The following is a 24161-nucleotide window of genomic DNA, read 5'->3' as shown; positions in this document are numbered from 1 at the left end:
GCCTATTCGGCCGCGAGCGGGAGCTCGCCGGTGTCCGGATCGGCCAGGGCGAGGTCGTGAATGCGGCGCAGATCCGCCAGGAAGGCGGCGTATGCCTCGCGTTTCGTCTCCTCGTCGGGCAGGCGCAGCAGGTAGGACGGGTGGACCGTCACGTAACCCTCCCAGGCGCCGAACTTCGCCCGGCCGCGGGAGCGGGTGATCGGCGTCGCCTTGCCGGTGAGCGCCAGGAGCGCCGTCGCGCCGAGCGCCACCACCAGCTTGGGCCGCACCAGCTCCAGCTCCTTCATGAGCCAGGGCCGGTAGTGCTTCACCTCGCCGGTGGTCGGCTTGGAATGGATGCGCCGGTGGCCGCGCTGCTCGAATTTGAAGTGCTTCACCGCATTGGTAAGATAGGTATGGCTCCGGTCGATGCCCGCCTCGGTCAGGGCCCTGGTCAGGAGCTTGCCGGCCGGGCCCACGAAGGGCCGCCCCTGCAGGTCCTCCTGGTCGCCGGGCTGCTCGCCCACGAAGGCGATGTCGGCATGTGCCGGTCCCTCGCCGAAGACGGCCTGGGTCGCGCCCGGAACCAGCGGCCCGGCCTTCGCGATGATGGCGTTGAGCTCTTCAAGCGTCTTCGGCTCCTGGTCCCACATGGCCTCCAGGGCGCGCTCGGGGGTGCGTTTCGCCGGCATCGTCGCCTCCTGTTCGATCATCCGTTCAACGCGCTGGGACGCGGTTTGGATCAGCCCCGGGATGGCGACGGCCTCCGGCATGTTGCGCCAATACTTTTTGGGCATCTCGGCCCGCATGGCGACGGGGTTCACCCGCGCCGGATTGAACACGCTCTCGTAATAGCCGCGCCAACTGTCCTCGAACTCGTCCTCCGCCGGCGCGTCCTCTCGCCGGGCCGGCGGGCCGTAGGTCAGCTTGTCCCGGTCCCAGTGCGCGGACCCGATCGGCGTCAGGATCGTCCAGTCGAGGGAGCGGAAGCGGTCGACGAAGAAGGGCGCCGCCGCCTCCAGGATGAAGTGCTCCGGCTCGAACCAGGCGGCGAAGCGCTCGAGCTCTGCATCCCGGATGCGTCGGAAGCGCACGAAGGCGTGCATCTTGTGGAGGTCGCGCCGCACCGCCCGCGCCATCAGCTCGAGCCGGTGCACGAGCGGATCGGTGGCGATGTCGAGAAGTTCGCGCTCGCCGTTCAGCACCCGCCAGACGAGCTGGTAGAGCAGGGCGTAGCGCTCCGGGTCCCGGTGGCAGACGACGCGGCCGATCATCTCGCTCAGGCTGCGCGGCAGGGAGATCGGCGACGCCTCACCGGCCGCCTCGCCGCCGAAGAGGTCCGGCGCGGCCTCGACGTCGAAAACGACATGCTGGGGCGCGAGCTCCTCGTGGACGAGCCGGCGCACGGCCTTGCGGAATCCGTCGAGGTCCGCGCCGTCCCGAAGGGTGATGCGGTGGAGGGTCATGCGAAGAGGCTCAGCTGTTCGGGCTTCTCGACCAGCGTCTCGCGCAGGTCGAGGCGGTCGAGGCGTCCTTGCGGGTGGTGGTCGGCGGTGATCAGGAAGGGCCGCGCGCGCTTCAGGCCCGAGGTCAGGCGGGCGACGTCCTCCAGGCGCAGGGTGGTGTGCTTGCGGGCGACCACGATCTTGTCGACCGCGCGCGCACCGAGCCCCGGCACCCGCAGCAGCATCTCGCGCTCGGCCACGTTCACGTCGACCGGGAACAGGTGGCGGTTCTTGAGCGCCCAGGCGAGCTTCGGGTCGACCTCGAGGTCGAGCATGCCCTTCTCGCCGCCGGAGGCGATCTCGTCCACGTCGAAGCCGTAATAGCGCAGCAGCCAGTCGGCCTGGTAGAGCCGGTTCTCGCGCATGAGCGGCGGCGGCTTCAAGGGCAGGACCGAACTCGAATCCGGGATCGGGCTGAAGGCCGAGTAGTAGACGCGGCGCATGTCGTAATGCCCGTAGAGCTTGGCGGATGTGCGCAGCACGTCCGCGTCCGTCGTGTCGTCGGCGCCGACGATCATCTGCGTCGACTGGCCTGCGGGCGAGAAGTGGCGGCGCTCCTGCTTCGATTCCAGGATGCGCTCGTGCATCTGCGCCATGGCGCCCTCGATCGAGGCGCCGTCCTTCTCGGGTGCGAGGCGCCCCAGGCTCGCCTCGGTCGGCAGCTCGAGATTGATCGACAGGCGGTCCGCCCACAGGCCCGCCTCCTCGATGAGCCAGGGGCTCGCCTCCGGGATGCTCTTGAGATGGACGTAGCCGCGGAAGCCGTGGTCGCGCCGCAGCTTCTTCACCACCAGCAGCATCTGCTCCATGGTGTAGTCGGGCGAGCGGATGATGCCGGAGGAGAGAAAAAGGCCCTCGATGTAGTTGCGCTTGTAGAACTCGATCGTGAGCGTCACGACCTCGTCCACAGAGAACTTCGCCCGCTTCACGTTGGAGGAGCGCCGGTTCACGCAATAGGCGCAGTCGAACAGGCAGTAATTGGTCAGCAGGATCTTGAGCAGCGAGACGCAGCGCCCGTCCGGCGTGTAGGCGTGGCAGATCCCGGCGCCGGTCGTCGAGCCTAAGCCGTCCGGGTCGGCCTTGCGCTTCGGGGCGCCCGAGGAGGCGCAGGAGGCATCGTACTTGGCGGCATCCGCCAGGATGCGCAGCTTCTTGGCAAGCTTCTCGTCCACAGGCAGCTCTTTCATGTTCTCTATTTGTTCTAGCAGAAGACGGAGCCCAAGGCGAGGCCATGGGGCGGGGCCGGTGGTCGCATGGAGACGAGGGACTTTTGCCCAGGGGGCGGGCAGCGAAAGCCGGACGCTTGTGCATTCGCCGGGCGAAGGGCTCTTGTGCCCGTCAACCGCGACGGTAATCTCCTGTGCGAACCCGAACGCGAGAGACCTGACCCGCATGATCCGAACCCTGCTCGATGGTCTCTACCGCGCCGCCGGCTATCTCGCGGGTGTCTTCCTCATCATCATCTTCCTGCTCATGATGAGCCTGTCGGTCGGCCGCGAGATCGGGATCAACGTGCCGGCGGGCGACGACTTCGCCGCCTGGTCCATGGCCGCCATGGCGTTCTTAGGCTTGGCGCACACCTTCAAGACCGGCGACCTGATCCGGGTCGGCCTCCTGACCGAGCGCCTGCCCGCTGGCTTGCGGCGCGCGGTCGAGATCCTGTGCCTGCTGCTGGGCGCGGCCGTGATCGGCTACTTCGCCTGGCACGCCGCGCACATGACCTATGACAGCTTCCGGTTCAACGACATGTCCCAAGGCGTCGTGGCCGTTCCGCTGTGGATCCCGCAACTCGGCTATTCGGTCGGCCTCGCGATCCTGGCCATCGCATTCCTGGACGAGCTCGTGCACGTGCTGACGGGGCACGCGCCCCGCTACGAGCGTCCGCCGCCCGCCACCCCCGAAGAGGTGGTGGAGCGCGCGGCCGAGAGCGGGATCTGAACCATGCTGGCCGATCTCAGCCTCGTCACCACAGCCGCCATCCTGTTCGGGATCCTGACAATCCTCCTCGCCTTCGGGGTGTGGATCGGGATCGCGCTCCTCGTGGTCGGCTTCGCGGCCATGACCGTCACGTCGGTGCCGATCGGGCCGGTGCTGGCCACCACGGTCTGGTCGAGCTCCGCCTCCTGGACCCTCGCGGCCCTGCCTCTCTTCATCTGGATGGGCGAGATCCTCTTTCGCACCAAATTGTCGGAGCAGATGTTCCAGGGGCTGGCGCCCTGGCTCAACGGGCTGCCGGGGCGGCTCCTGCACGTGAACGTGGTCGGCTGCGGCGTCTTCGCGGCGGTGTCGGGCTCGTCCGCCGCCACCTGCGCGACCATCGGCAAGATCGCCCTGCCGGAGCTGAAGAAGCGCGGCTACGACGACAGGATGGCCTTAGGCAGCCTCGCGGGCTCCGGCACGCTGGGGCTCCTCATTCCGCCCTCGATCCCGATGGTGGTCTATGCTATCGCCGCCAACGTCTCGGTGATCCAGGTCTTCCTCGCGGGCTTCCTGCCGGGCCTGCTCGTGATGGCGCTCTATTCGGGCTACATCCTGGTCTGGTCGCTCCTCAACCCGCAGCGGACGCCCGCGCGCGAGCCCCGCACGAGCCTCGCCTTCAAGCTGCGCCAATCCGCGCGGCTGTTTCCGGTGCTCCTGCTGATCACGCTGATCTTCGCGGCCCTGCTCCTCGGCTGGGCGACCGCCACGGAATGCGCCGCCTGGGGCGTTCTCGGCGCGCTGGCGCTCGCCTGGTGGTCGGGCACCCTGACCTGGGAGACCTTCCGCGACAGCGTTCTCAGCGCAACCCGCCTCACCGTGACGATCATGCTGATCCTCGCCGGCGCCGCCTTCACGACGGCCGCCATGGCGTTCACGGGAATTCCGGCGGCGCTCGCCACATGGGTCGAGGCGCAGAACCTGTCGCCCTACACGCTGATCGCGGCGCTCGCGGTGATGTACATCATCCTCGGGTGCCTCATCGACGGCATCTCGATGATCGTGCTCACCACCGTGGTGGTGCTGCCGATGGTGAAGCAAGCGGGCTTCGACCTGATCTGGTTCGGCGTCTTCCTCATCATCCTGGTCGAGATGGCCCAGATCACGCCGCCCGTGGGCTTCAACCTCTTCGTGCTCCAGAACATGAGCGGACGCGACAGCTTTACGATCGCCCGGGCGGCGCTGCCCTTCTTCTTCCTGCTCGTGGCGGCGCTCGCCATCATCACGGTGTTTCCGCAGGTCGCGCTCTATCTGCCGAAGCTCGCCTTTCCGAATTAGGACCGATCGACAACGAAAAGAGGGAGACGACAACGATGAAATACATGTCACGCCTGACCTTAAGCCTCGCGGCCGCGCTCGCGATGAGCGTGCCGGCCCTCGCACAGACCAAGTGGAACCTGCCGGCCGCCTATCCGGCCGACAACTTCCACAGCGAGAACCTCGTGCTCTTCGCCAAGGACGTGGGCGAGGCCACCAGTGGCAAGCTGCAGATCACCGTCCATCCCAACGCGTCGCTGTTCAAGGCGCCGGAGATCAAACGCGCGGTCCAGACCGGCCAGGCGCAGATGGGCGAGGTCATCATCTCGCTGCACGAGAACGAGGACCCAATCTACGGCCTCGACGTGGTGCCGTTCGTGGCCACCTCCTTCGACCAGGCGAAGAAGCTCTGGGCGGCGCAGAAGCCCGCGATCGAGAAGAAGCTCGCGAGCCAGGGCCTGATGCTGCTCTATGCGATCCCGTGGCCGCCGCAGGGGATCTTCGCCAAGAAGGACATCAACACCATCGAGGACATGAAGGGCCTGAAGTGGCGCGCCTACAACGTCGGCACCGCGCGCATCGCGGAACTCGTCGGCGCGCAGCCGGTGACGATCCAGGCGGCGGAGCTGGCGCAGGCGCTCGCGACCGGCGCGGTCAACTCCTTCATGTCGTCGAGCGCCACCGGCTACGACACCAAGGTGTGGGAGTCCCTCGATCACTTCTACGACACGCAGGCGTGGCTCCCGAAGAACATGGTCTTCGTGAACAAGGCCGCCTTCGACGCCCTCGACAAGCCGACCCAGGAGGCGATCCTCGCCGCCGCCAAGAAGGCCGAGGACCGCGGCTGGCAGATGGCCCAGGACAAGACCAAGTGGTACATGGAGCAGATCGCCGCCAAGGGCATGAAGGTCCAGCCGCCGAGCCCCGAGCTGAAGGCCGGCTTCCAGAAGGTCGGTGAGCAACTGACCCAGGACTGGCTGAAGAAGGCCGGCCCCGACGGGCAGGCCGTGATCGACGCCTACAAGAAGTCGATGTGAAACGCGCTTCCATATACGGTGATGGCCGGGCCTGAACCCGGCCATCATGCCGAGCCGCCTCCCCATCACAGCCTCACCCTGAGGAGGTCACGTGAGTGACCGTCTCGAAGGGCGAGACGTCTCCAGTGCTCTCTGGACCATCCTTCGAGACGCGGCTGCGCCGCTCCTCAGGATGAGGATGGAGGAGCTGCAAGGCCCCGAGATGGGGCCATGGAAGCGGTTCGGACGATCTCACGCCAGGGTGAAGTTCATCGTGATCTCGGCGTTGAGCACCTTGGAGACCGGGCAGTTCTTCTCGGCCGCGCGGGCGAGCTCCTCGAACTTGGCGCGGTCGATCCCGGGCACGTCGGCGTTGAGGGTCAGGGCGGACTTGGAGATCTTGAAGCCCGATCCCTCCTGCTCCAGGGTCACCACCGCCTCGGTGGCGAGCTCGGTCGGCGTGAAGCCGGCGCCCTGCAGCTGGAAGGCGAGCGCCATGGTGAAGCAGCCCGCATGAGCGGCCGCGATCAGCTCCTCCGGATTGGTCCCCTTCTCGTTCTCGAAGCGGGTCTTGAAGGAGTAGGGCGTGTTCGACAGAACGCCCGAATCGGCCGAGAGGTGGCCGCTGCCATCCTTGCCCGTGCCCTGCCAGACGGCTCTTGCCTTGCGGTTCATGGAGGTCTCCCAGTGAGGTTTACGTTGGGTGATCTAGAACAGGCCGGATGAGGGGCCAGATGTCTTCGTTGCAAAGCCCTCATGGCAGTTTCGCCTTGCGTTCCGCCGCAGGCTCGGCTTTCTCGCAGGGACGAGCACCGGCATGAGAGACGGCGGCATGATGCGCGTACCGGCCAAACTGCGCCCGAGGCTTCTCGGCTCCGCCCTTCTGGCCGCCCTCGTGTTCGGGATGCTTCCGGCGGAATGGATGGTGAATTCCCGGCTCCTCGTGTCCTGGGATGTCGGGGTCGTGTGCTATCTCAGCATCGCCTGGACCATCGCCCTGGGCTCGTCCACCACCCTCATGCAGGACCGGGCGGCCCAGGAGGACGAGGGAGCGATCGCGGTCCTGATCCTCACCATGGCGGCCGCCGTCGCGAGCCTTGCGGCCATCGCGGTGGAGCTCAAGGGCATCCACGACGACCCGGCCGGCCAGCAGGTCTTCCGGCTCTCCGTCGCGGCGATCACCATCCTGTGCTCGTGGTTCTTCGTGCACACGATCTTCGCCATCCACTACGCCCACGAATATTACGGCGACGCGGGCGAGCGGCAGGGCCTGAAGTTTCCGCACGAGGGCAAGCCCGACTACTGGGACTTCCTCTATTTCGCCTTCAACCTCGGGGCGGCGGCCCAGACCTCAGACGTGATCATCCTGTCGCGGCGCATGCGCCGCCTCGCACTCGCCCACACGATCCTGTCCTTCCTGTTCAACACCACGATCCTGGCGCTCGCGGTGAACGTGGGGGCCGGGCTTCTCTAGATCTTCCGAACCACCGCATGGGAAAAGACGAACACGCCATGACACGAATGAGCCCCAGGACCGGAGCCGCCCCGATCCTCGAGACCGAACGCCTCATCCTGCGCGGGCACGAGGTCGCCGATTTCGACGGCAGCCTCGCGCTCTGGACCGATCCGGAGGTGACCCGCTTCATCGGCGGCAAGCCCTCGACGCGCGAGGAGGTCTGGTCGCGGCTGGTGCGCTATGTCGGCCATTGGGCCCTGATGGGCTTCGGCTACTGGGCCATCGCCGAGAAGGAGACCGGCCGCTTCATGGGCGAGGTCGGGTTCGCGGATTTCAAGCGCGAGATCGAGCCGTCGCTCGACGGCGTTCCGGAAATCGGCTGGGTGATCGCTCCCCCGGGACATGGCAAGGGCTATGCGACCGAGGCCGCGCGCGCCGCCGTCGCGTGGGGCGATGCGCATTTCGGCCCCGGCCGTACGGCCTGCATCATCGCACCCGAGAACGGGCCGTCGATCCGGGTGGCGGAGAAATGCGGCTACCGGGAACTCTGCCGCACCACGTACAAGGACAAGCCGACGGTCATGTTCGTCCGGGAGGGTGTCTAGGCTTCCTCGTCCGGCTCCGCGTCGACGATGCCGCGCGCCACGTCGAAGCGGAAGCCCGCGCGAGCCATGGCCGCGAGATCCTTGTCCCGGTAGGGCGCCCGCTCGCCGGGCCGGTACGGTCCGAGCTTGCGGCGGCGCGCGAAGGCATGGGCCGCGCTCTCCTCGTCGCCGTCCTCGCCATCGAGGGCGTCCGCAATCGTGGAGCGGTCGACGCCCTTGGCCGCGAGCTTCGCCTGGATGGCGCGGGCGGAGCCGCCGCGGCGGCGCAAGGTGGAGACCCGGGCCTGGGCGTAGCGGGTGTCGTCGATGAGCCCGGCGCGCAGGCTTTTCGCCACCACCTCGTCAATGGCCTCGTGGAACTCCGCCGGGTCCTCGCCGCGCAGGCGGCAGCGCTTGTCGACCTTGCGGCGCAGCACCCGCCTCAGGTTCTCGGCCGAGGAGGAGTAGCGCTCGAGATAGGCCATGGCGGCCCGCTGCAGATAGGCCGGCGTGACCTTCCGGGGGATCTTCCGGACGGGTTTCGTGTCGTCGTCCGTCATGAGCTCTCGGGTTCGGGCGACGAGGTCTCGCCGGGCTTCTCCACCTGTCCGCGCCGCTGGAGCTGCAGGGCCACGAACCAGCACAGGGACGCCCAGGCGGCGCCCACGGACCATCCGGCGAGCACGTCGCTCGGCCAGTGGACGCCAAGATAGACGCGGCTCATGCCGACGAGCAGGGTCATGGCGACGGCGAGGCCGACGATGAAGGCGCGGGCCCGCCTTCGGGTCTCGACCCGGGCCAGCAGGGCCCCGAGCGTCAGGTAGGTCACGGCGGACATCATTGCGTGGCCGCTCGGGAAGCTCGCGGTGTAGACCCGCGTCGCATGGGGCACGAGGTCCGGCCGCGGGCGCTCGAAGCCGAGCTTGAGGCCCGAGGACAGAAGGGTTCCGCCGATCACCGCGACGAGCACCAGCAGCGCCGTCCCGCGCTTGCCGACGATCATCAGATAGGCCCAGGTTCCCCAGGTGATGATGCTCAGGACCGCATAGCCGCCGAGGCCGGTGATGTCGCGCGCCGCCTCCTCCAGCCACGACGGCCCGATCGGATTGGCGAGATTCGTAGGATCACGCAGGGCGAGCAGGAGCCGGCTGTCGAGGGCATGGATCTCACCCTCGCGCACGGTGTCGGCCAGCTCCATGAAGGCCCAGGCGAAGAACCCGAAGGCCGCGAGCGTCAGCAGGGGGCCGAGCTCGTTCAGGCGGAGCCGGAGCCAGAGGCGGGTGGCGGGGGTGATCAGGGCATGCATCGGGGAAGACATAGAGGGCGGATGCGGGTCTGGCGAGGGGAGAGATGCGCCCTCGCTCTCGCCAACCCGCACGGTGGATACGATCCTGCCGCCCGGTTTCATCCCGCGAGCGCCCGCCTCGTGACGAGGCAGGCCTGCGAGCGTCGTCCTCAGTGCCGGAAGTGCCGGTAGCCGGTGAACACCATGGCGAGCCCCGCCTCGTCGGCGGCGCGGATCACCTCCTCGTCGCGCATGGAGCCGCCGGGCTGGATCACCGCCGTGGCGCCCGCCTCGGCGGCGGCGAGCAGGCCGTCCGCGAAGGGGAAGAACGCGTCGGAGGCGACCACCGAGCCCCTGGCGAGGGTCTCCGGCAGGCCCGCGGCCTTCGCGGCCTCGGCGGCCTTCCAGGCGGCGATGCGCGAGGAATCGACCCGGCTCATCTGGCCGGCCCCGATGCCGACCGTGGCGAGGTCCCGGGCATAGACGATCGCGTTCGACTTCACGTGCTTGGCGACCCGGAACGCGAAGCGCAGGTCCTCGAGCTCCCGGTCGGTGGGCGCGCGCTTGGTCACCACCTTCAGGTCCATGGCGTCGACCACCGCGTTGTCGCGCGCTTGAGCCAGGAAGCCGCCTGCCACCGTGCGGAAGGTCAGGCCCTCCTGGCGCGGGTCGGGCACGGCCCCCGCGAGCAGCAGGCGCAGGTTCTTCTTCGCGGCCACAATGGTGATGGCCTCCTCGCTGGCGTCGGGGGCGATAATGACCTCGGTGAAGATCTCCGTGATGGCGCGCGCGGCTTCCGCGTCGAGGGGCCGGTTCATGGCCACGATGCCCCCGAAGGCCGAGACCGGGTCGCAGCGCAGGGCCTTCTCGTAGGCCTCGCGCAGGGTCGTGCCTTCCGCCACGCCGCACGGGTTGGCGTGCTTGACGATCACCACCGCGGCGGAGCGTTCGGGCAGGAACTCGGCCACGGCCTCGTAGGCCGCATCGGTGTCGTTGATGTTGTTGTAGGAGAGCTGCTTGCCCTGGACCTGCCGGGCGGTGGCGACGCCGGGGCGGTTCTCCGGCGTGCGGTAGAAGGCAGCCGACTGGTGCGGGTTCTCGCCGTAGCGCAGCACCTCGGCGATGGACCCGCCGAGCGCCCTGAAGGGCGGGGTCTCCTCAGCAAGCTCGCGGGCGAACCAGTTGGAGATCGCCGCGTCGTAGGCGGCGGTGCGCGCATAGGCCTTCTGGGCGAGGCGCCGGCGCAACGTGAGGGTCACGGCGCCCTCGTAGGCGTCGAGGTCGGACAGGATTGCGGCGTAGTCGGCCCCGTCCACCACCACGGCCACGTCGCCGTGGTTCTTGGCGGCGGCGCGGATCATCGCGGGACCGCCGATGTCGATGTTCTCGATGCAGTCGTCGTACGGCTTGTTCGCCGCGACCGTCGCCTCGAAGGGATAGAGGTTCACCACCAGCAGGTCGATGGGCTGGATGCCGTGGGCCAGCATGGCGGCCTGGTGCTCGGGATTCGCCCGAATGCCCAGGAGGCCGCCATGAACCGACGGATGGAGCGTCTTCACGCGGCCGTCCATCATCTCGGGGAAGCCCGTGACGTCGCTCACGTCCTTCACGGGCAGGCCCGCCTCCGTGAGCGCCTTGTGCGTCCCGCCGGTGGAGACCAGTTCGATGCCGCGCTCGTGCAGGGCGCGGGCGAAGTCCACGAGGCCGGTCTTGTCGGAAACGGAAAGCAGGGCGCGCGTGATGCGCTTCGGGTCGCTCGGCATGGCGGGCCGCTCCATTTGGATAGGATATGGGCGCGCGATAGCACGGCGACACCCCGATGGGAACCGCCGCGAAACTCATGGCAGAGCACGGATTTCAGAGCAGTCCCGGATCGGGCTCCGCCGGCGGCTCCTGCGGAAAGCTACGGGCCAGGCGCTGGAAGCGCCAGCGGACGGAGGGCGTCTCGCTCGGCCGCAGGCCGAGCACGATCTGCTCCGTGCGCCGCATGCCCTCCGACGTCGCCAGGAACGCGCTGTCCTCGACGAAGGCCTCGCCGGGGCTGACCGTGAACTGCCAGGCCTCCCGGTTGGGCAGGACCAGCATGACCACGCGGCCGCCCTGCGCCCGGCTCGCCTTGATGCCCGGCGCCAGGTGGAACCGCACGACGGCCTCGCGGGTCGGCACGCTCGTGCCTTCGCCCCAGAACACGTCTTCGCCCTCCAGCACCTCCCCGTCGGGATGGAGGTGCCAGCGCCGCTCGTGGGTGAGGCCGAAGCCCGCCCGATAGCCGTCGTGGCTGGCGCTGAGGAGCTGCACGTGGTCGCGTTCGCTGCGCTCCGCCGTCACGCGCTCCGGCCCGCCGATCACCACCGGGCCGATCCGCCGCATGACCCAGCCGGCGATCGCCCGGTCGAGCCAATGGCCCTTCGCGGCCACGATCTGGCAGGACGAGACGTCGTTGATGGAGGCGGTGGAATGCGCCACCGTCGAGCGCGAGGCCTGGATCACCGCCTCGGTGGCGATGCGCGGCGTGCCGCAATTGACCACGATGCGCTGGCGGCCGCTGGAGAACTCGAACGACAGGCAGCCGGCGCCGGCTTCGGTCGAGAGCGGAAGCGGCGGCGGCTTGCCCACGTCGGCGACCAGCAGGGCGGGGCCCGCCTCCATGCGCTCGTAGCCCGAATGAGGCGCGTGGTGGATCGGCTGGCTGCGCATGTCGTCGTAGGTGAGGAGCGTCGCCAGATGGTCGGCGGCGGTCACGCCCATGCCGTTGAAATGGGACAGGGTGCCGTCGCCGTGCCGGAACAGGCGCACCATGGGCAGCATGCGGTCGATGGCGTGGAGCAGGGATTCGGGCGTGTCGATCTCGCGGCTGGCGTACATCTGGCGGAGCGGCAGGAGATCGAAGAGCAGCTCGACGACGATGCGCGGGTTGCGGCTCGCATGTCCGCCGTCGGCCAGGACCTGCCGGTCGAGCTCGCGCACGAGGAGGCGCGTGGCGCGCTTGAGCGTGCGCTCCAGGCCCTCGCAGCACAGGCCCGCATAGCACAGGGCGATGGCCGCCATGAGCAGCTCGAACGGCAGGGCGCCCGTGCGGGTGCGCCGCTCCAGGTCCTTCACCGACTGGCCGAGGATGCGCAGGAAGCGCTGGTAGAAGGCGTGGTCCGCGCCCTCCAGGATCAGCGGCGACTGGCTGATGAAGGACATGAGCCGGCGCGCGAGGATTCCGGTCTCGGTGGCGGTCCGTTTGTCGCCGAGGCGCGAGGTGACGAACTCGTCGACGAGCGAGCGGGCATTGGCCTGGGCCAGCGCGGTGCCGGCGGCCCGCAGGTGCCGGAGCCAGCCGAACCCGTAGAGCGCCTCAGCCCAGGCGCGGCTCGGGGGCACGAAGCTGAAGGGCGAGCGCCCGCTCGTGGTGATGGCGCGGCCCGCGAAGGCGAAGAAGCCCGAATAGATGTCGGTCGCGATAGTGGGATCGGCCGTGCGCAGGTCCTGCGGGGCGAAGAGCAGCCGGTGCGGCACGGGAGTGCCGAACCGGAGCAGCGTCGCGCTCCCGGCGAGGGTGCCGCGCGCGGCGCGACCGGCCTCGCGCAGCGCGAGGCCGTATAGCCGCCAGCGGTCGGGCCCGGAATCCACGCGTGGCGCTCCTCTTCTCATGCTGAATTCGACTGCAGCTTAAACGAGGAGTTCCAGCTTTTTGGTTAACATCCGGTAAGCACGGAGTGTTTTGTTGTCACGCATCCCGCACGAAGCGGGCCATGAAGAACCCGTCGAGGCCGCTGCGGTCGTGGCCGGCCACCGAAAGATGGCAGGGCAGGGTTCGCACGTCGCCCTCCGGGGTCAGGCACTCAGTGAGGCCGCCGATCTCCTCAGGACTGACCGGCTTTCGCTTGAAGTCCGGATGCCGCGCGAGAAAAGCTTGGGCCTGCCGCTCCCCTTCTTCCGCTTCGAGCGAGCAGGTGCAGTAGACGAGCCGCCCACCAGGCTTGAGCAGGCTTGCGGCCTTGTCGAGGAGGCGCGTCTGCAGGCCCGCGAGCTTCCTCACGTCCTCCTCGCCCTTGGTCCAGGCCACGTCCGGGTGGCGGCGGATCGTGCCCGTCGCCGAGCAGGGCGCGTCGAGCAGGATCGCGTCGAAGGACGTCTCGTCGAGCTTTTCGGCGTCGACGGCGCGGGTCGCGGCCTGGAGCTTCAGGCGCGCCAGGTTCTCCTCCAGCCGCTTCAGGCGCTTGGCCGAGCGGTCGACGGCCAGCACCTCGGCTCCGGCGGCGGCGAGCTGGGCGGTCTTGCCGCCGGGCGCGGCGCACAGATCTGCGATGCGCTCGCCGGGCTTGGGGTCGAGCAGGCGCGCCGGAAGGGCGGCGGCGGCGTCCTGCACCCACCAGGCGCCGTCCTCGTAGCCAGGAAGCTCGCGGATCGCCGTGCGCTCGGTGAGGCGGATGCTCCCCGTCGGCAGCAGGATGCCTCCGAGGCGCTCGGCCCAGCCGGACGCGTCCTCTTTCACGGTCAGGTCCACGGACGGCAGGGCCTGATGCGCCCTGGCGATCTCGGCGGCGAGGTCTTCCCCGTACTGGGCGATCCAGCGCTCCTCCAGCCAGCCCGGCGTGTCGAGCCAGGGATCGGCGGCGGACAGGATCCCGTCGCGCTCGCGGGCGACCCGGCGCAGGACCGCGTTGATGAGCCCGCCTGCATGTTTCAGCCTGCGGTCCTCTTGAGCGAGCTGCACGGCGGTGTCGACCGCCGCATGGTCCGGCACGTCGAGGAAGAGGATCTGCGCCGCCCCGATGGCGAGGAGGTTGAGCAGGCGCTCGTCGCGGGCGCCCTTGTCGAGCCGCTCGCGCAGGGCCCAGCCGATGGTGCCGAGCCGGCGCATGGTCACGATGGCGATGGCGCGGGCGAGCGCCTCGTCCCGGCCCGACAGGCGCTCCTGGGGGCCGAACTCGTCGAGCATGTCGTCGAGGGGAACGCGGCGCTTGAGCGCCTCCGTGACGGCATTCCAGGCGAGGCGGCGCGGCCCGAGGCCGGAGGATTCGGAATGATCGGCCACGTCTCAGCCCCACGGCCCGCGGCGCGGGGCATTGCCCCAGGGGCTGCCCGCCGGCGGCCGGGGCGCGAAGCCGCCGCGCATCGGTGCTCCCATCTGCTGCGCCAGCGCCTGGAGGGCGGCGATCCGGTTTTCCGTCGCCGGGTGGGTCGAGAAGAGGTTGTCCATGCCGTGTCCCGAAAGGGGGTTGATGATGAAGAGCGGCGCCGTCGCCGGGTGGCGCTCCGCATCCATGTTGGGAATGTGGGCGGCACCGCCCGCGATCTTGGCGAGCGCGGACGCGAGTGCCATGGGCTGGCCGCAGATCTCGGCGCCCATCCGGTCCGCGTCATACTCCCGCGAGCGGCTGATGGCCATCTGAATGATCATGGCGGCGATCGGCGCGATGAGGGCGGTGGCCAGCATCACGATCGGATTGGGCCGTTCGTCGCCGCGTCCGCCGAAGAAGAACCCGAACTGGGCGATCGTCGCGATGGCGCCCGCGACGGTGGCGCTGACGGTCATGATCAGGGTGTCGCGGTTCTTGATGTGGGCCAGCTCGTGCGCCATCACGCCTGCGATCTCGTCGTAGGAGAGCATCTGCAGCAGGCCCGTGGTGGCGGCCACCGCGGCGTTCTCCGGGTTGCGGCCGGTCGCGAAGGCGTTGGGCTGGGGATTGTCGATGAGATAGACCCGCGGCATCGGCAGGCCTGCGCGCTGCGACAGGTCCCGCACCATGCGAAACAGGTCGGGCGCCGTGCGCTCGTCCACCTCGGCCGCGTGATGGGCCGCGAGCGCCAGCCGGTCGGAGTTCCAATAGGCGTAGAGGTTCGTGGCGACGGCGAGGCCGAGTGCGATCAGCATGCCGTTCGCGCCGCCCAGCATGTAGCCGACCACGCCGAAAAGGGCCGTCAGGGCCGCCAGAAGCATCCCGGTCTTGACGGTGTTCATCAGGGTCTCCAACTCGTGTCCAACGCGGATCGTCCGCACGACCCTTATGTGGGAACGGTCCAGGTCAGTCCCAAGATCCTCGCAGGATCCGCCCGAACGCGCTCGAAAGGCCCGGGCGGACATGGCATAAGGCGCCCCATGAGCACGAACGACACCCCCAAGATGGATCCGGCCGCCTTCCTCGAAGGCGCGGCACCCGACAAGCCCCTCTCGCCCGCCGCCCGGCGCGCCCTGGAGGAGGCGGCCGAGCGCCGCCGCGAGATCGACGCCCGTGCGGCGGAGATCGCCGCCCGCAAGGAGCATAACGGTCGCGGCGGCCTGGAGCCGGTCCGTTACGAGGACTGGGAGGTGAAGGGCCTCGCCAGCGACTTCTGAAAAAATTTTCGCCGGGCATGTCACATCCGGCCCCGTCGTCTCGTCTTGATCCCGTCAGCACGATCGAAAAGGATTGACGACGATGACCGAACCCCGCCTCAACCCCTTCACGGCCGCCCCGGCCACCATGAAGGCCATGCTCGACCTGGAGAACCAGGTGAAGGCGAGCGGGCTGGAGATGAGCCTGATCCATCTGGTGAAGGTCCGGGCCTCGCAGATCAACGGCTGCGCCTTCTGCATCCACATGCACACCCGCGAGGCGCGGGCCGACGGCGAGACCGAGGAGCGTCTCTACCTCCTCGACGCGTGGCGCGAATCGCCCCTCTACAGCGACCGGGAACGGGCCGCCCTCGCCTGGACCGAGGCCCTCACGCTGGTGGCCCAGACCCGTGCGCCCGATGAGGATTACGCCCTCCTGAAGGCGCATTTCTCGGACGAGGAGCAGGTCAAGCTCACCCTGGCGATTTCCGCCATCAACGCCTGGAACCGCTTCGCCATCGGGTTCCGGTCGATCCATCCGGTCGGGGCGCACCGTGCGGCCGCCTGACGGCCACGGAGACGCCCATGAGGCGGACCCGTTCCGGAGCTTACGGCCCCGGCTGGTCCGCCTCGCCTACCGGATGCTCGGCTCGATGGCGGAAGCCGAGGACATCGTCCAGGAGGCCTGGCTGCGCTGGCACGGGGCGGACCGCTCCGCCGTCCGGGAGCCCGCCGCCTTTCTGTCCCGGACGGTGACGCGGCTTTGCCTCGACCACCTGAAATCGGCCCGGGTGAAGCGCGAGACCTATATCGGGCCCTGGCTTCCCGAGCCGGTCTTCGACGACGGGGCCGAGGACGGGGAGGACGATCTCTCCCTCACGCTGATGATGGCGCTCGAACGGCTCTCTCCGCTCGAGCGCGCCGCCTTCCTGCTGCACGACGTGTTCGGCATGGGCTTCGACGAGATCGCCCGGACCCTCGACCGGGAGCCCGCCGCCTGCCGCCAGCTCGCCGCCCGGGCGCGTCGCAACGTGCGCGCCGCCCGTCCGCGCTTCCCGGTCCCGCAGGACGAAGGGCAGCGGGTGGTCGATGCCTTCTTCGCGGCTTCCCGCAGCGGCGACCTGCAGGGGCTGCAGGCGCTGCTCGCCGAGAACGTGGCCGCCTATACGGACGGCGGCGGCATCAAGAACGCGGCCCTCAACCCGCTCTTCGGCTTCCGCCGGGTGGCGGGGCTCCTCATGGGCGTGGCCCGCAAGTCCGACTTCGCGACGCCGCCGGTGCTGTACAAGGGGACGATCAACGGCCTGCCGGGCTTCGTCACCCTGGAGGCCGGCGACACCCTCCAGACCACGGCGCTCCAGATCGAGGACGGGCGCATCACCGCCATCTACGTAGTGCGCAATCCCGAGAAGCTCCGCCACGTCGCGCAGCTCGACCTGTCCCGCCCGCTGCCGACGCCGGATCCTTGAGCCCGCCAAAGGGACCATTGTTCTGCCCGGCCGCAGCCGTTACCGTGCTGCCCAAAAGGGGAGGGGTGGAGTGAGCGGGGCGGCACGCCTGGACATCTTCCGGGATCTTCTGGACGAGGCGCACCGGGCGCTGGATCTGCAATTCGGCTTCGAGCTGTGGGACGGGACCACGGTTCCGCGGGACCTGCCGTCCTACGCCATGCGCCTCGTGATCAAGCGCGAGAACGTGGTCGCGAGCCTGCTGCGGCGGCCGACCCTGGACACGGCCGTCAACGCCTATGTGGCGGGGCTTCTCGATCTCAAGAACGGCACCATCTTCGATCTTGCGGCGCAGCGCCCGCAAGGCAAGATCGGCCGGCGCCTCAAGGGTGTGAGCAAGCTCAAGGCCCTGAAGGCCGCCTTCCGGTTCTTCCGCGCGCCCGCCGACATGCCCCGCCCCCTCGACCGGCCGGCGGAAGGGACCGGCGCGCGCGACGGCAAGCCCTCCAGCAACAAGGCCAACATCGCCTATCACTACGACGTGTCGAACGACTTCTACCGGCTCTTCCTCGACCCGGAGATGGTCTATACCTGCGCCTACTTCCAGCCCGACTGGCACGACGACCTCGCCCGCGCTCAAACGGACAAGCTCGACATGATCTGCCGCAAGCTGCGGCTCAAACCCGGCGAGCGCCTGCTCGACATCGGCTGCGGCTGGGGCGCGCTCATCTGCCATGCGGCGCAGCATTACGGCGTGAAGGCGGTGGGCGTGACGCTCGCCGAGGAGCAGGCGGCCTTAGCGCGCGAGAAGGTCGAGCGGCTGGGGCTCCAGGACCGGGTCGAGGTGCTGCTCAAGGACTTCACCCAGATGGAGGGCGAGTTCGACAAGATCTCCTCTATCGGCATGTTCGAGCATGTGGGGATCGCCAATTACCCCACCTACTTCCGCACGGTTCACCGGCTGCTCAGGCCCCGTGGGCTCTACCTGCATCATTGCATCGCGCGCCGGGCCAAGCGCTCCGACAAGGCGTTCGGCCGCCTCAAGCCCGAGGCGAAGGCGATCATGCGCTACATCTTCCCGGGCGCGGAGCTCGACCATCTCGGCATGTCGGTCTCCAACCTCGAACGCCACGGCTTCGAGGTGCACGACGTGGAGGCCTGGCGCGAGCATTACCAGCGCACCACGCGCCTGTGGTGGGAGAACCTCACGGCGAACCGGGCGAAGGCGGAAGCGGAAGTCGGCCCCGAGACCACGCGGGCGTGGCTGCTCTATCTCGCGGGCGTGTCGCTCGGTTTCGAGCGCGGCGTTATCGGCGTCAACCAGACGCTTGCCTCCAAGCGCACCCGCGGCCCGTCCGGACTGCCGCCGTCACGGGCGGATCTCTATCGCGACGGCAGCCGTTGAGAGTTGGGATCTAGAGGGGGCGCAGGAGCATCCTCAGCAGGACAACCCCTAGAGCCAGGATGACGAGGCCGAAGACCATGATGGCGGGGCCGAAGGGCGGAGATGCCACCCAGATGGCCCCATAGGCCGTGAGGATCAGTCCGAGCAGGCAGACCGACATGCCGATCAGGACGGCGAGCCCGGGGAATTCCGGGCGCAATGCCGACGGGGTCTGATCTGGTCTGCTGTTCATCGGCGGCGCCTCACGTGCACGTTATATTGAAACGTGAATCGCCGTGGGACGCAAACGAATTGTTACAAAGTTCTATAAAGCCGGAGGATCAGGGCGTGACGACCACCCGCGTCCCGACGCTCACCCGCTCGTAGAGGTCCACGATGTCCTCGTTGTGCATGCGGATGCAGCCGTAGGAGGCGTAAGTCCCGATGGAGCCGGGACGGTTGGTGCCGTGGATGGCGTATTCGTCCAGGTCAAGGGTCAGCGCCCGCGCCCCCATGGGGTTGTTCGGGGCGCCGCCCGGAATCACGTTGGGCAGCCGCGGGTTGTCGCGCTTCACCTCCGCCGGCGGGGACCAGGCGGGACGGACATACTTGCCGTCGACCCGGGCCTCCCCGAACCATTGCTTGCCGGGCTTGCCGACCGCGACCGGATAGCGGACGGCCGTGCCGTCGCCGCGCACGTAGTAGAGGCGCCGCTCGCCCGTGCGGATCACGATGGTGCCGGGAGAGATGCTGGCCTGGAACGGCACCACCTCGCGGGCCGCGGCTGCGTCCGCTAGGCCCATGGTGCCTGCCACGCAGGCCGCCGCGAAAGCCAATGCCCTGACCATGTCTCACCCCCTCCTGCAAAGCTGTACACAGGTGAGACGCGGGAAGAACGGCTACGGTTCCAAGGGATCATATCACCGGGTCCCAGCCCAACATGCGGTCCTGGACCGCTGCGGCGGGCCGGGGCGTCCGGTTCACCATGCGGGCATGAAGGCGCTTCACGGTGGAACTCGCCGTCGTCACGCAGAGGAACGGTAGGACGGCGTGGACCAGGGCCGCGAGGCCGGCGCGGAGCAGCGGGAACGCGAAGCTCAAGGCCACGCCCATATGCTCCAGATAGGTCTCGCCGACGGATTCCGGATGCTCGGTGAACAGCCGCTTCAGGGACATGGAAGCCTCCCTCAGGAAGCCCGCATGGTAGGACCTGCACTGGGAGGGCTCAAGCTGCCCGTTCGGATGGGCCTTTGGCCGGACGCAGGCACAGCAGACCCTCAAACGAACATGGCCGGGACGAGCCCGGCCATGACGAAACCCAGACGGAAAGGCGGCGTCAGGCCGCCTGGATCCGCTTGTTCTGGCGGTTCTCCACGAGGTCGTTGACCACGGCCGGGTCGGCCAGAGTCGAGGTGTCGCCGAGATTGCCGAACTCGTCCTCGGCGATCTTGCGCAGGATGCGGCGCATGATCTTGCCCGAGCGGGTCTTGGGCAGGCCCGGCGCGAACTGGATCAGGTCCGGCGAGGCGATCGGGCCGATCTCCTTGCGCACCCAGGCGACGAGCTCCTTGCGCAGCTCCTCGGTGGGCTGCTCGCCCGCCATCAGGGTCACGTAGGCGTAGATGCCCTGGCCCTTGATGTCGTGCGGATAGCCCACGACCGCGGCTTCCGACACCTTCGGATGGGCGACCAGCGCGGACTCGACCTCCGCCGTGCCCATGCGGTGGCCGGACACGTTGATCACGTCGTCGACGCGGCCGGTGATCCAGTAATAGCCGTCGGCGTCGCGGCGGCAGCCGTCGCCCGTGAAGTATTTTCCCGGATAGGTCGAGAAGTAGGTCTGCACGAAGCGCTCGTGGTCGCCGTAGACCGTGCGCATCTGGCCCGGCCAGGAATCGGCGATCACGAGATTGCCCTCGGCCTGGCCCTCCAGCACCTTGCCGTCCGCGTCCACGACCTGAGGCTTCACGCCGAAGAACGGCCGGGTGGCCGAGCCGGGCTTGAGCTTGGTGGCGCCCGGCAGCGGCGTGATCAGGATGCCGCCGGTCTCGGTCTGCCACCAGGTGTCGACGATCGGGCAGCGGCCGTCGCCGACCACGCGGTGGTACCATTCCCAAGCTTCCGGGTTGATCGGCTCGCCGACCGAGCCGAGCAGGCGGAGCGACTTGCGCGACGTCTTCTTCACCGGGTCCTCGCCCGCCTGCATGAGCGAGCGGATCGCGGTGGGCGCGGTGTAGAAGATGTTGACGTTGTGCTTGTCGATCACGTCCCAGAAGCGGGAGATCGACGGGTAGGTCGGCACGCCTTCGAACATCAGGGTCGTGGCGCCGTTCGCGAGCGGGCCGTAGAGGATGTAGGAGTGGCCCGTGACCCAGCCCACGTCGGCGGTGCACCAGTAGACGTCGCCGTCGTGGTAGTCGAAGACGTATTGATGCGTCATCGCCGTGTAGACGAGATAGCCGCCCGTGGTGTGCAGCACGCCCTTCGGCTTGCCGGTGCTCCCTGAGGTGTAGAGGATGAAGAGCGGATCCTCCGCGTTCATCTCCTCCACCGGGCACTCGCCCGACACCATCTGGGCGGCCTCGTCGTAATAGACGTCGCGGCCGGGTACCATGTTGACGGCTGCGCCCGTGCGGCGCACCACGAGAACGTGGTCGACGATGCCGGGGCCCACACGCTCGATGGCCGCGTCCACGTTCTCCTTCAGGGGGACCTTGCGGCCGCCGCGCAGGCCTTCGTCGGCCGTGACGATGAAGGCGGTCTTCGCATCCTCGATGCGGCCCGCGAGGGAATCGGGCGAGAACCCGCCGAACACCACCGAGTGGATGGCCCCCAACCGCGCGCAGGCGAGCATCGCGTAGGCCGCTTCTGGGATCATCGGCATGTAGATCGTCACCCGGTCGCCCTTGGCGACGCCGCGGTTGCGCATGACGTTGGCCATGCGGCAGACCTCGTCGTGCAGCTCGCGATAGGTGATCTTCTTGGATTCCGACGGATCGTCGCCTTCCCAGATGATGGCGACCTGGTCGCCGCGGGTGTCGAGATGCCGGTCGATGCAGTTATAGGCCACGTTGGTGGTGCCGTCCTCGAACCAGCGGATCGCCACGTTCTCGGGGCCGAAATTGGTGTTCTTGATCCGGGTCGGCTGCTTAAACCAATGGATGCGCTTGGCCTCCTCGGCCCAGAAGCGCTCCGGGTCCTTAACGGAAGCCTCGTACTTCGCCTTGTATCCCGCGTCGTCCAGATAGGCGCGGCGGCTCCATTCCGGCGACACGTCGTAGATCTTCTCTTCCATGGCGCTTCTCCCAGAGGCGATCGATGTGGTTGCCTATAGCTTTACGGAAAGTGCGCTGCGTCGGGAAGCCGCCCCGGATCGGACTTTGGTCGTTCATACTTTTGTTTGCGGTGCAACAGCGCGTCTTTTCCCTCCCCCGTGGGGAGGTGGGACAGGCCGTACCTACGCTGGGGTCAGAGCCCGCCCATCCGGCAGATGATCGCCCATTCCTCGTCCGTGACCGGCTGCACCGAGAGGCGCGAGTTGTTGACGAGGATCATATCCTTGAGCGCCGGCTCCTTCTTGATCTCGTCGAGGGTCACGGGGTTCGGCAGGGGCCTCACGGCCTTGATGTCCACCATGCCGAACCTACCCGATTCGTCGGTATGGTCCGGATAGTACTCCTTGATCACCTGGACGATGCCGACGACGGCCTTACCCTCGTTGGAATGGTAGAAGAAGCCCTGCTCGCCTAATTTCATCGCCATCAGGTTCTGCTTGGCGACGTGGTTGCGCACCCCGTTCCAGTGCGTGCCTTTCGCGCCTTCGGCGACCTGCTGGTCCCAGGACCAGACGGAGGGTTCGGACTTGTAGAGCCAGTGGGCCATGCTGTTACTCGAGTTCGGACTTGATCGGACGGTTCATGAGGGCGTCGACGGCCTGGTCGAGGGTCCAGGCGCCGTTGAGGATCCGTTCGACGGCCTCGGAAATCGGCATGTCGATGGCCTTGGCGCGGGCAAGCGCCACCAGGGCCTTGGCGGTCGCGGCGCCCTCCACGAGCTTTCCGCCGGCGGCGTCCGCCGCGGACATTCCCTGGCCGAGGCGCATGCCGAAGGCGAAGTTGCGCGACTGCGCGGACGAGCAGGTGAGCACCAGGTCGCCGAGGCCGGAGAGTCCCATCAGGGTCTCGGCCTCGCCCCCATAGGCGCGGGCGAAGCGCAGGAGCTCCGCGAAGCCGCGGGCGATCAGGGCCGCCTTGGCGCTCTCGCCAAGGCCGCGGCCGATCACCGCCCCGCACGCGATGGCGAGCACGTTCTTGGCCGCGCCCCCGATCTCGACCCCGCGCACGTCCGTGCGGTGATAGATCCGGAAGGTTGGGCCCGACAGCGCGGTGGCGATGCCTTCCGAAAGGGCCGCATCCGTGCACGCGATGGTTACGGCGGTGGGCAGGCCGCGGGCCACGTCGTGGGCGAAGCTCGGGCCGGACAGAACGGCGACCGGCGCGCCGGGGCGGACCTGCTCGACGACGTTGCAGAGAAAGTCCCCGGTCTCGCGCTCGATGCCCTTGGCGCAGAGCACGAGAGGCGCCTCCGGCGGCAGGATGTTTGCAAGCGCCGCCGTCATCCCGCGGGTGGTCTGCGCCGGGGTGACGAGGAGCACCGCGCGCGCGCCGGCAAGCTCCGACAGGTCGGCGGTCGGGCGGATGCGTTCGTGCAGGCGGATGCCCGGCAGGAAGCGCTCGTTGGCGCGCGAGGCGGACAGCTCCGCCGCCTGTTCGGGCGAGCGCATCCATAAGGTGACGTCGTTGCCGGCGGCGGCCGCCGCATTGGCGAGCGCTGTGCCCCAGGCGCCGGCGCCGGCGATGCCGATCGGGCCGGTGGATGCCGGCATCAGGCCTTGGCTCCCGCCTCGTCACGGCTCGAATCGAGGGGCCAGCGGGCGCGCGCCGGGGCAGTGATGTCGTCGATGAGGCCCAGCCGCATCCGCTCAAGGCCCGCCCAGGCGATCATGGCGCCGTTGTCGCCGCACAGAGCCAGGGGCGGGGCCACGAGGCGCAGGCCGGTCTCCACCGCGAGGCGCTGGAGCGCCTGGCGCATGGCCTGGTTGGCGGCGACGCCGCCCGCCACCACGAGAGCGGTCGGATGGCCGGCGATCTCCCGGAAGGCGCGCAGCCCCACCCGGGTGCGGTCGACCACCACGTCGACCACGGCGGCCTGGAAGCTGGCGCAGAGATCCGCCACGTCGCTCTGGGTGAGCGGCGCGATCTTCTCGGCCTCCAGGCGCACGGCGGTCTTCAGACCCGAGAGCGAGAAGTTCGGCTCGGCCCGGCCCTGCATGGGGCGCGGCAGGTTGAAGCGCTCCGGGTTGCCCTTGGCGGCCTCGGCCTCCACGTGCGGCCCGCCCGGATAGGGGAGGCCTAAGAGCTTCGCGACCTTGTCGAAGGCCTCGCCGATGGCGTCGTCGATGGTGGTGCCGATGCGGACATAGTCGCCGACGCCGCGCACGGCCACGAGCTGGGTGTGGCCGCCCGAAGCGAGGAGCAGCAGGTACGGGAAGCCGATGCCGTCCGTGAGTCGCGCGGTCAGCGCATGCGCCTCCAGGTGGTTCACGGCCAGCAGCGGCTTGCGCGTCACGAGGGAGAGGGCCTTGGCGGTGGTCAGCCCCACCAGCACCCCACCGATCAGGCCCGGGCCCGCGGCGGCCGCGATGCCGTCGATGTCCTTGATGGTGCAGCCGGCGCTCTTGAGCGCCCGTGCCACGAGCCGGTCGATCACCTCCACGTGGGCGCGCGCGGCGATCTCCGGCACCACGCCGCCATAGCGGGCGTGCTCGGCGATCTGGCTCAAAACCTCGTTGGAGAGGATCTCGCCCTTGCCGTCGAAGCCGACGCCCACCACCGCGGCGGCGGTTTCGTCGCAGGTGGTCTCAATGCCGAGGATGCGCATGTGCTGGACGGATCCCTACGTGA

The 24161-nt window shown here is 68.7% G+C and carries 25 protein-coding genes; 9 read left to right on the top strand and 16 right to left on the bottom strand.

The features are described from left to right. Positions 1-2: 2 nt before the first annotated feature. The gene (locus DES45_RS01845) at positions 3-1445 is read right to left on the bottom strand and encodes a UdgX family uracil-DNA binding protein (RefSeq protein WP_114768263.1); all 1443 of its coding nucleotides are present in this window, start codon (positions 1443-1445) and stop codon (positions 3-5) included. Further along, positions 1442-2656, bottom strand: coding sequence for a putative DNA modification/repair radical SAM protein (locus DES45_RS01840; RefSeq protein ID WP_114768262.1), 1215 nt, complete (start codon positions 2654-2656; stop codon positions 1442-1444). Before DES45_RS01840 ends, DES45_RS01845 begins: the two co-directional genes overlap by 4 nt. 220 nt (positions 2657-2876) lie before the next feature. On the opposite strand from DES45_RS01840, the gene DES45_RS01835 reads away from it, so the two are divergent. The 3 genes from DES45_RS01835 to DES45_RS01825 are packed head-to-tail and all read left to right on the top strand — an operon-like array spanning position 2877 to position 5755. Continuing rightward, on the top strand, positions 2877-3422 hold the full coding sequence (locus DES45_RS01835) for a TRAP transporter small permease (RefSeq protein ID WP_114768261.1): 546 nt from the start codon (positions 2877-2879) through the stop codon (positions 3420-3422). A gap of 3 nt (positions 3423-3425) precedes the next feature. Next, positions 3426-4739: a TRAP transporter large permease gene (locus DES45_RS01830; RefSeq protein ID WP_114768260.1), complete on the top strand. Its 1314-nt coding sequence runs from the start codon at positions 3426-3428 to the stop codon at positions 4737-4739. A 35-nt stretch (positions 4740-4774) separates the two neighbouring features. Next, positions 4775-5755, top strand: a complete 981-nt coding sequence (locus DES45_RS01825; protein ID WP_114768259.1) for a TRAP transporter substrate-binding protein — start codon at positions 4775-4777, stop codon at positions 5753-5755. Positions 5756-5986: 231 nt separating this feature from the next. Here DES45_RS01825 and DES45_RS01820 read toward each other — a convergent pair whose 3' ends face one another. After that, positions 5987-6409 (bottom strand): OsmC family protein, encoded by a 423-nt coding sequence (locus tag DES45_RS01820; RefSeq protein ID WP_114768258.1) that lies wholly within the window; start codon positions 6407-6409, stop codon positions 5987-5989. 157 nt (positions 6410-6566) lie between these two features. On the opposite strand from DES45_RS01820, the gene DES45_RS01815 reads away from it, so the two are divergent. Beyond that, a complete protein-coding gene (locus tag DES45_RS01815; protein ID WP_114768257.1) occupies positions 6567-7208 on the top strand; it encodes a DUF1345 domain-containing protein in 642 nt (213 codons plus the stop codon). 38 nt (positions 7209-7246) lie between these two features. Next, positions 7247-7795 carry a GNAT family N-acetyltransferase gene (locus DES45_RS01810; RefSeq protein ID WP_425374249.1) on the top strand — a complete coding sequence of 183 codons (549 nt, stop codon included), beginning with the start codon at positions 7247-7249 and terminating at the stop codon, positions 7793-7795. Here DES45_RS01810 and DES45_RS01805 read toward each other — a convergent pair. The 6 genes from DES45_RS01805 to htpX all read right to left on the bottom strand — a co-directional run bounded on the left by DES45_RS01805 (position 7792) and on the right by htpX (position 15012). Continuing rightward, a complete protein-coding gene (locus DES45_RS01805; protein WP_114768255.1) occupies positions 7792-8334 on the bottom strand; it encodes a regulatory protein RecX in 543 nt (180 codons plus the stop codon). The genes DES45_RS01810 and DES45_RS01805 overlap by 4 nt on opposite strands. Next, positions 8331-9092: a phosphatase PAP2 family protein gene (locus DES45_RS01800; protein ID WP_114768254.1), complete on the bottom strand. Its 762-nt coding sequence runs from the start codon at positions 9090-9092 to the stop codon at positions 8331-8333. The genes DES45_RS01805 and DES45_RS01800 overlap by 4 nt, the downstream gene beginning before the upstream one ends. A gap of 137 nt (positions 9093-9229) precedes the next feature. After that, positions 9230-10822 (bottom strand): bifunctional phosphoribosylaminoimidazolecarboxamide formyltransferase/IMP cyclohydrolase, encoded by a 1593-nt coding sequence (gene purH, locus DES45_RS01795; RefSeq protein ID WP_114768253.1) that lies wholly within the window; start codon positions 10820-10822, stop codon positions 9230-9232. A gap of 94 nt (positions 10823-10916) precedes the next feature. Continuing rightward, complete coding sequence (locus DES45_RS01790; RefSeq protein ID WP_114768252.1) at positions 10917-12677, bottom strand: heparinase II/III family protein; 1761 nt, start codon at positions 12675-12677, stop codon at positions 10917-10919. Between the two features lie 97 nt (positions 12678-12774). Beyond that, positions 12775-14085 (bottom strand): 16S rRNA (cytosine(967)-C(5))-methyltransferase RsmB, encoded by a 1311-nt coding sequence (rsmB, locus tag DES45_RS01785; protein ID WP_114768251.1) that lies wholly within the window; start codon positions 14083-14085, stop codon positions 12775-12777. 3 nt (positions 14086-14088) lie between these two features. Continuing rightward, positions 14089-15012: a zinc metalloprotease HtpX gene (htpX, locus tag DES45_RS01780; RefSeq protein WP_114768250.1), complete on the bottom strand. Its 924-nt coding sequence runs from the start codon at positions 15010-15012 to the stop codon at positions 14089-14091. Positions 15013-15174: 162 nt separating this feature from the next. Here htpX and DES45_RS01775 point away from each other — a divergent pair, with 162 nt between their 5' ends. The 4 genes from DES45_RS01775 (at position 15175) to DES45_RS01760 (ending at position 18219) form a co-directional block, all read left to right on the top strand. Continuing rightward, positions 15175-15387 (top strand): DUF1674 domain-containing protein, encoded by a 213-nt coding sequence (locus DES45_RS01775; RefSeq protein ID WP_114768800.1) that lies wholly within the window; start codon positions 15175-15177, stop codon positions 15385-15387. An 82-nt stretch (positions 15388-15469) separates the two neighbouring features. Further along, the gene (locus tag DES45_RS01770) at positions 15470-15934 is read left to right on the top strand and encodes a carboxymuconolactone decarboxylase family protein (RefSeq protein WP_114768249.1); all 465 of its coding nucleotides are present in this window, start codon (positions 15470-15472) and stop codon (positions 15932-15934) included. Beyond that, complete coding sequence (locus tag DES45_RS01765; protein ID WP_114768248.1) at positions 15921-16835, top strand: sigma-70 family RNA polymerase sigma factor; 915 nt, start codon at positions 15921-15923, stop codon at positions 16833-16835. The genes DES45_RS01770 and DES45_RS01765 overlap by 14 nt, the downstream gene beginning before the upstream one ends. Before the next feature lie 70 nt (positions 16836-16905). Next, entirely contained in the window at positions 16906-18219 is a 1314-nt protein-coding gene (locus DES45_RS01760; RefSeq protein WP_173949852.1) for a class I SAM-dependent methyltransferase, read from the top strand. A gap of 10 nt (positions 18220-18229) precedes the next feature. Here DES45_RS01760 and DES45_RS01755 read toward each other — a convergent pair whose 3' ends face one another. The 7 genes from DES45_RS01755 to tsaD form a co-directional block, all read right to left on the bottom strand. Then, a complete protein-coding gene (locus tag DES45_RS01755; RefSeq protein ID WP_147282328.1) occupies positions 18230-18451 on the bottom strand; it encodes a hypothetical protein in 222 nt (73 codons plus the stop codon). An 88-nt stretch (positions 18452-18539) separates the two neighbouring features. Beyond that, complete coding sequence (locus tag DES45_RS01750; protein ID WP_114768246.1) at positions 18540-19046, bottom strand: L,D-transpeptidase; 507 nt, start codon at positions 19044-19046, stop codon at positions 18540-18542. A 67-nt stretch (positions 19047-19113) separates the two neighbouring features. Continuing rightward, positions 19114-19374 (bottom strand): DUF6356 family protein, encoded by a 261-nt coding sequence (locus DES45_RS01745; RefSeq protein WP_210210170.1) that lies wholly within the window; start codon positions 19372-19374, stop codon positions 19114-19116. A gap of 160 nt (positions 19375-19534) precedes the next feature. Then, complete coding sequence (gene acs, locus DES45_RS01740; protein WP_114768245.1) at positions 19535-21493, bottom strand: acetate--CoA ligase; 1959 nt, start codon at positions 21491-21493, stop codon at positions 19535-19537. A gap of 173 nt (positions 21494-21666) precedes the next feature. Further along, positions 21667-22080, bottom strand: coding sequence for an EVE domain-containing protein (locus DES45_RS01735; RefSeq protein WP_114768244.1), 414 nt, complete (start codon positions 22078-22080; stop codon positions 21667-21669). A gap of 4 nt (positions 22081-22084) precedes the next feature. Continuing rightward, positions 22085-23083: an NAD(P)H-dependent glycerol-3-phosphate dehydrogenase gene (locus DES45_RS01730; protein ID WP_114768243.1), complete on the bottom strand. Its 999-nt coding sequence runs from the start codon at positions 23081-23083 to the stop codon at positions 22085-22087. Continuing rightward, the gene (tsaD, locus tag DES45_RS01725; RefSeq protein WP_114768242.1) at positions 23083-24138 is read right to left on the bottom strand and encodes a tRNA (adenosine(37)-N6)-threonylcarbamoyltransferase complex transferase subunit TsaD; all 1056 of its coding nucleotides are present in this window, start codon (positions 24136-24138) and stop codon (positions 23083-23085) included. Before tsaD ends, DES45_RS01730 begins: the two co-directional genes overlap by 1 nt. Positions 24139-24161: the final 23 nt, after the last annotated feature.

It is taken from the genome of Microvirga subterranea, from assembly GCF_003350535.1.
Lineage (GTDB): Bacteria > Pseudomonadota > Alphaproteobacteria > Rhizobiales > Beijerinckiaceae > Microvirga > Microvirga subterranea.
The sequence above is the reverse complement of the archived record's forward strand: the minus strand, read 5'-3'. Positions and strand labels throughout refer to the sequence as shown.

Coding starts and splice junctions, on each gene's coding strand:
- DES45_RS01810 (WP_425374249.1), top strand. CDS start 7,247: ATGACACGAATGAGCCCCAGGACCGGAGCCGCCCCGATCCTCGAGACC.
- acs (WP_114768245.1), bottom strand. CDS start 21,493: ATGGAAGAGAAGATCTACGACGTGTCGCCGGAATGGAGCCGCCGCGCC.
- DES45_RS01755 (WP_147282328.1), bottom strand. CDS start 18,451: ATGAACAGCAGACCAGATCAGACCCCGTCGGCATTGCGCCCGGAATTC.
- DES45_RS01805 (WP_114768255.1), bottom strand. CDS start 8,334: ATGACGGACGACGACACGAAACCCGTCCGGAAGATCCCCCGGAAGGTC.
- DES45_RS01815 (WP_114768257.1), top strand. CDS start 6,567: ATGATGCGCGTACCGGCCAAACTGCGCCCGAGGCTTCTCGGCTCCGCC.
- DES45_RS01845 (WP_114768263.1), bottom strand. CDS start 1,445: ATGACCCTCCACCGCATCACCCTTCGGGACGGCGCGGACCTCGACGGA.
- DES45_RS01750 (WP_114768246.1), bottom strand. CDS start 19,046: ATGGTCAGGGCATTGGCTTTCGCGGCGGCCTGCGTGGCAGGCACCATG.
- tsaD (WP_114768242.1), bottom strand. CDS start 24,138: ATGCGCATCCTCGGCATTGAGACCACCTGCGACGAAACCGCCGCCGCG.
- DES45_RS01730 (WP_114768243.1), bottom strand. CDS start 23,083: ATGCCGGCATCCACCGGCCCGATCGGCATCGCCGGCGCCGGCGCCTGG.
- DES45_RS01745 (WP_210210170.1), bottom strand. CDS start 19,374: ATGTCCCTGAAGCGGCTGTTCACCGAGCATCCGGAATCCGTCGGCGAG.
- htpX (WP_114768250.1), bottom strand. CDS start 15,012: ATGAACACCGTCAAGACCGGGATGCTTCTGGCGGCCCTGACGGCCCTT.
- DES45_RS01800 (WP_114768254.1), bottom strand. CDS start 9,092: ATGTCTTCCCCGATGCATGCCCTGATCACCCCCGCCACCCGCCTCTGG.
- DES45_RS01735 (WP_114768244.1), bottom strand. CDS start 22,080: ATGGCCCACTGGCTCTACAAGTCCGAACCCTCCGTCTGGTCCTGGGAC.
- DES45_RS01820 (WP_114768258.1), bottom strand. CDS start 6,409: ATGAACCGCAAGGCAAGAGCCGTCTGGCAGGGCACGGGCAAGGATGGC.
- purH (WP_114768253.1), bottom strand. CDS start 10,822: ATGCCGAGCGACCCGAAGCGCATCACGCGCGCCCTGCTTTCCGTTTCC.
- DES45_RS01830 (WP_114768260.1), top strand. CDS start 3,426: ATGCTGGCCGATCTCAGCCTCGTCACCACAGCCGCCATCCTGTTCGGG.
- DES45_RS01775 (WP_114768800.1), top strand. CDS start 15,175: ATGGATCCGGCCGCCTTCCTCGAAGGCGCGGCACCCGACAAGCCCCTC.
- DES45_RS01835 (WP_114768261.1), top strand. CDS start 2,877: ATGATCCGAACCCTGCTCGATGGTCTCTACCGCGCCGCCGGCTATCTC.
- DES45_RS01770 (WP_114768249.1), top strand. CDS start 15,470: ATGACCGAACCCCGCCTCAACCCCTTCACGGCCGCCCCGGCCACCATG.
- DES45_RS01825 (WP_114768259.1), top strand. CDS start 4,775: ATGAAATACATGTCACGCCTGACCTTAAGCCTCGCGGCCGCGCTCGCG.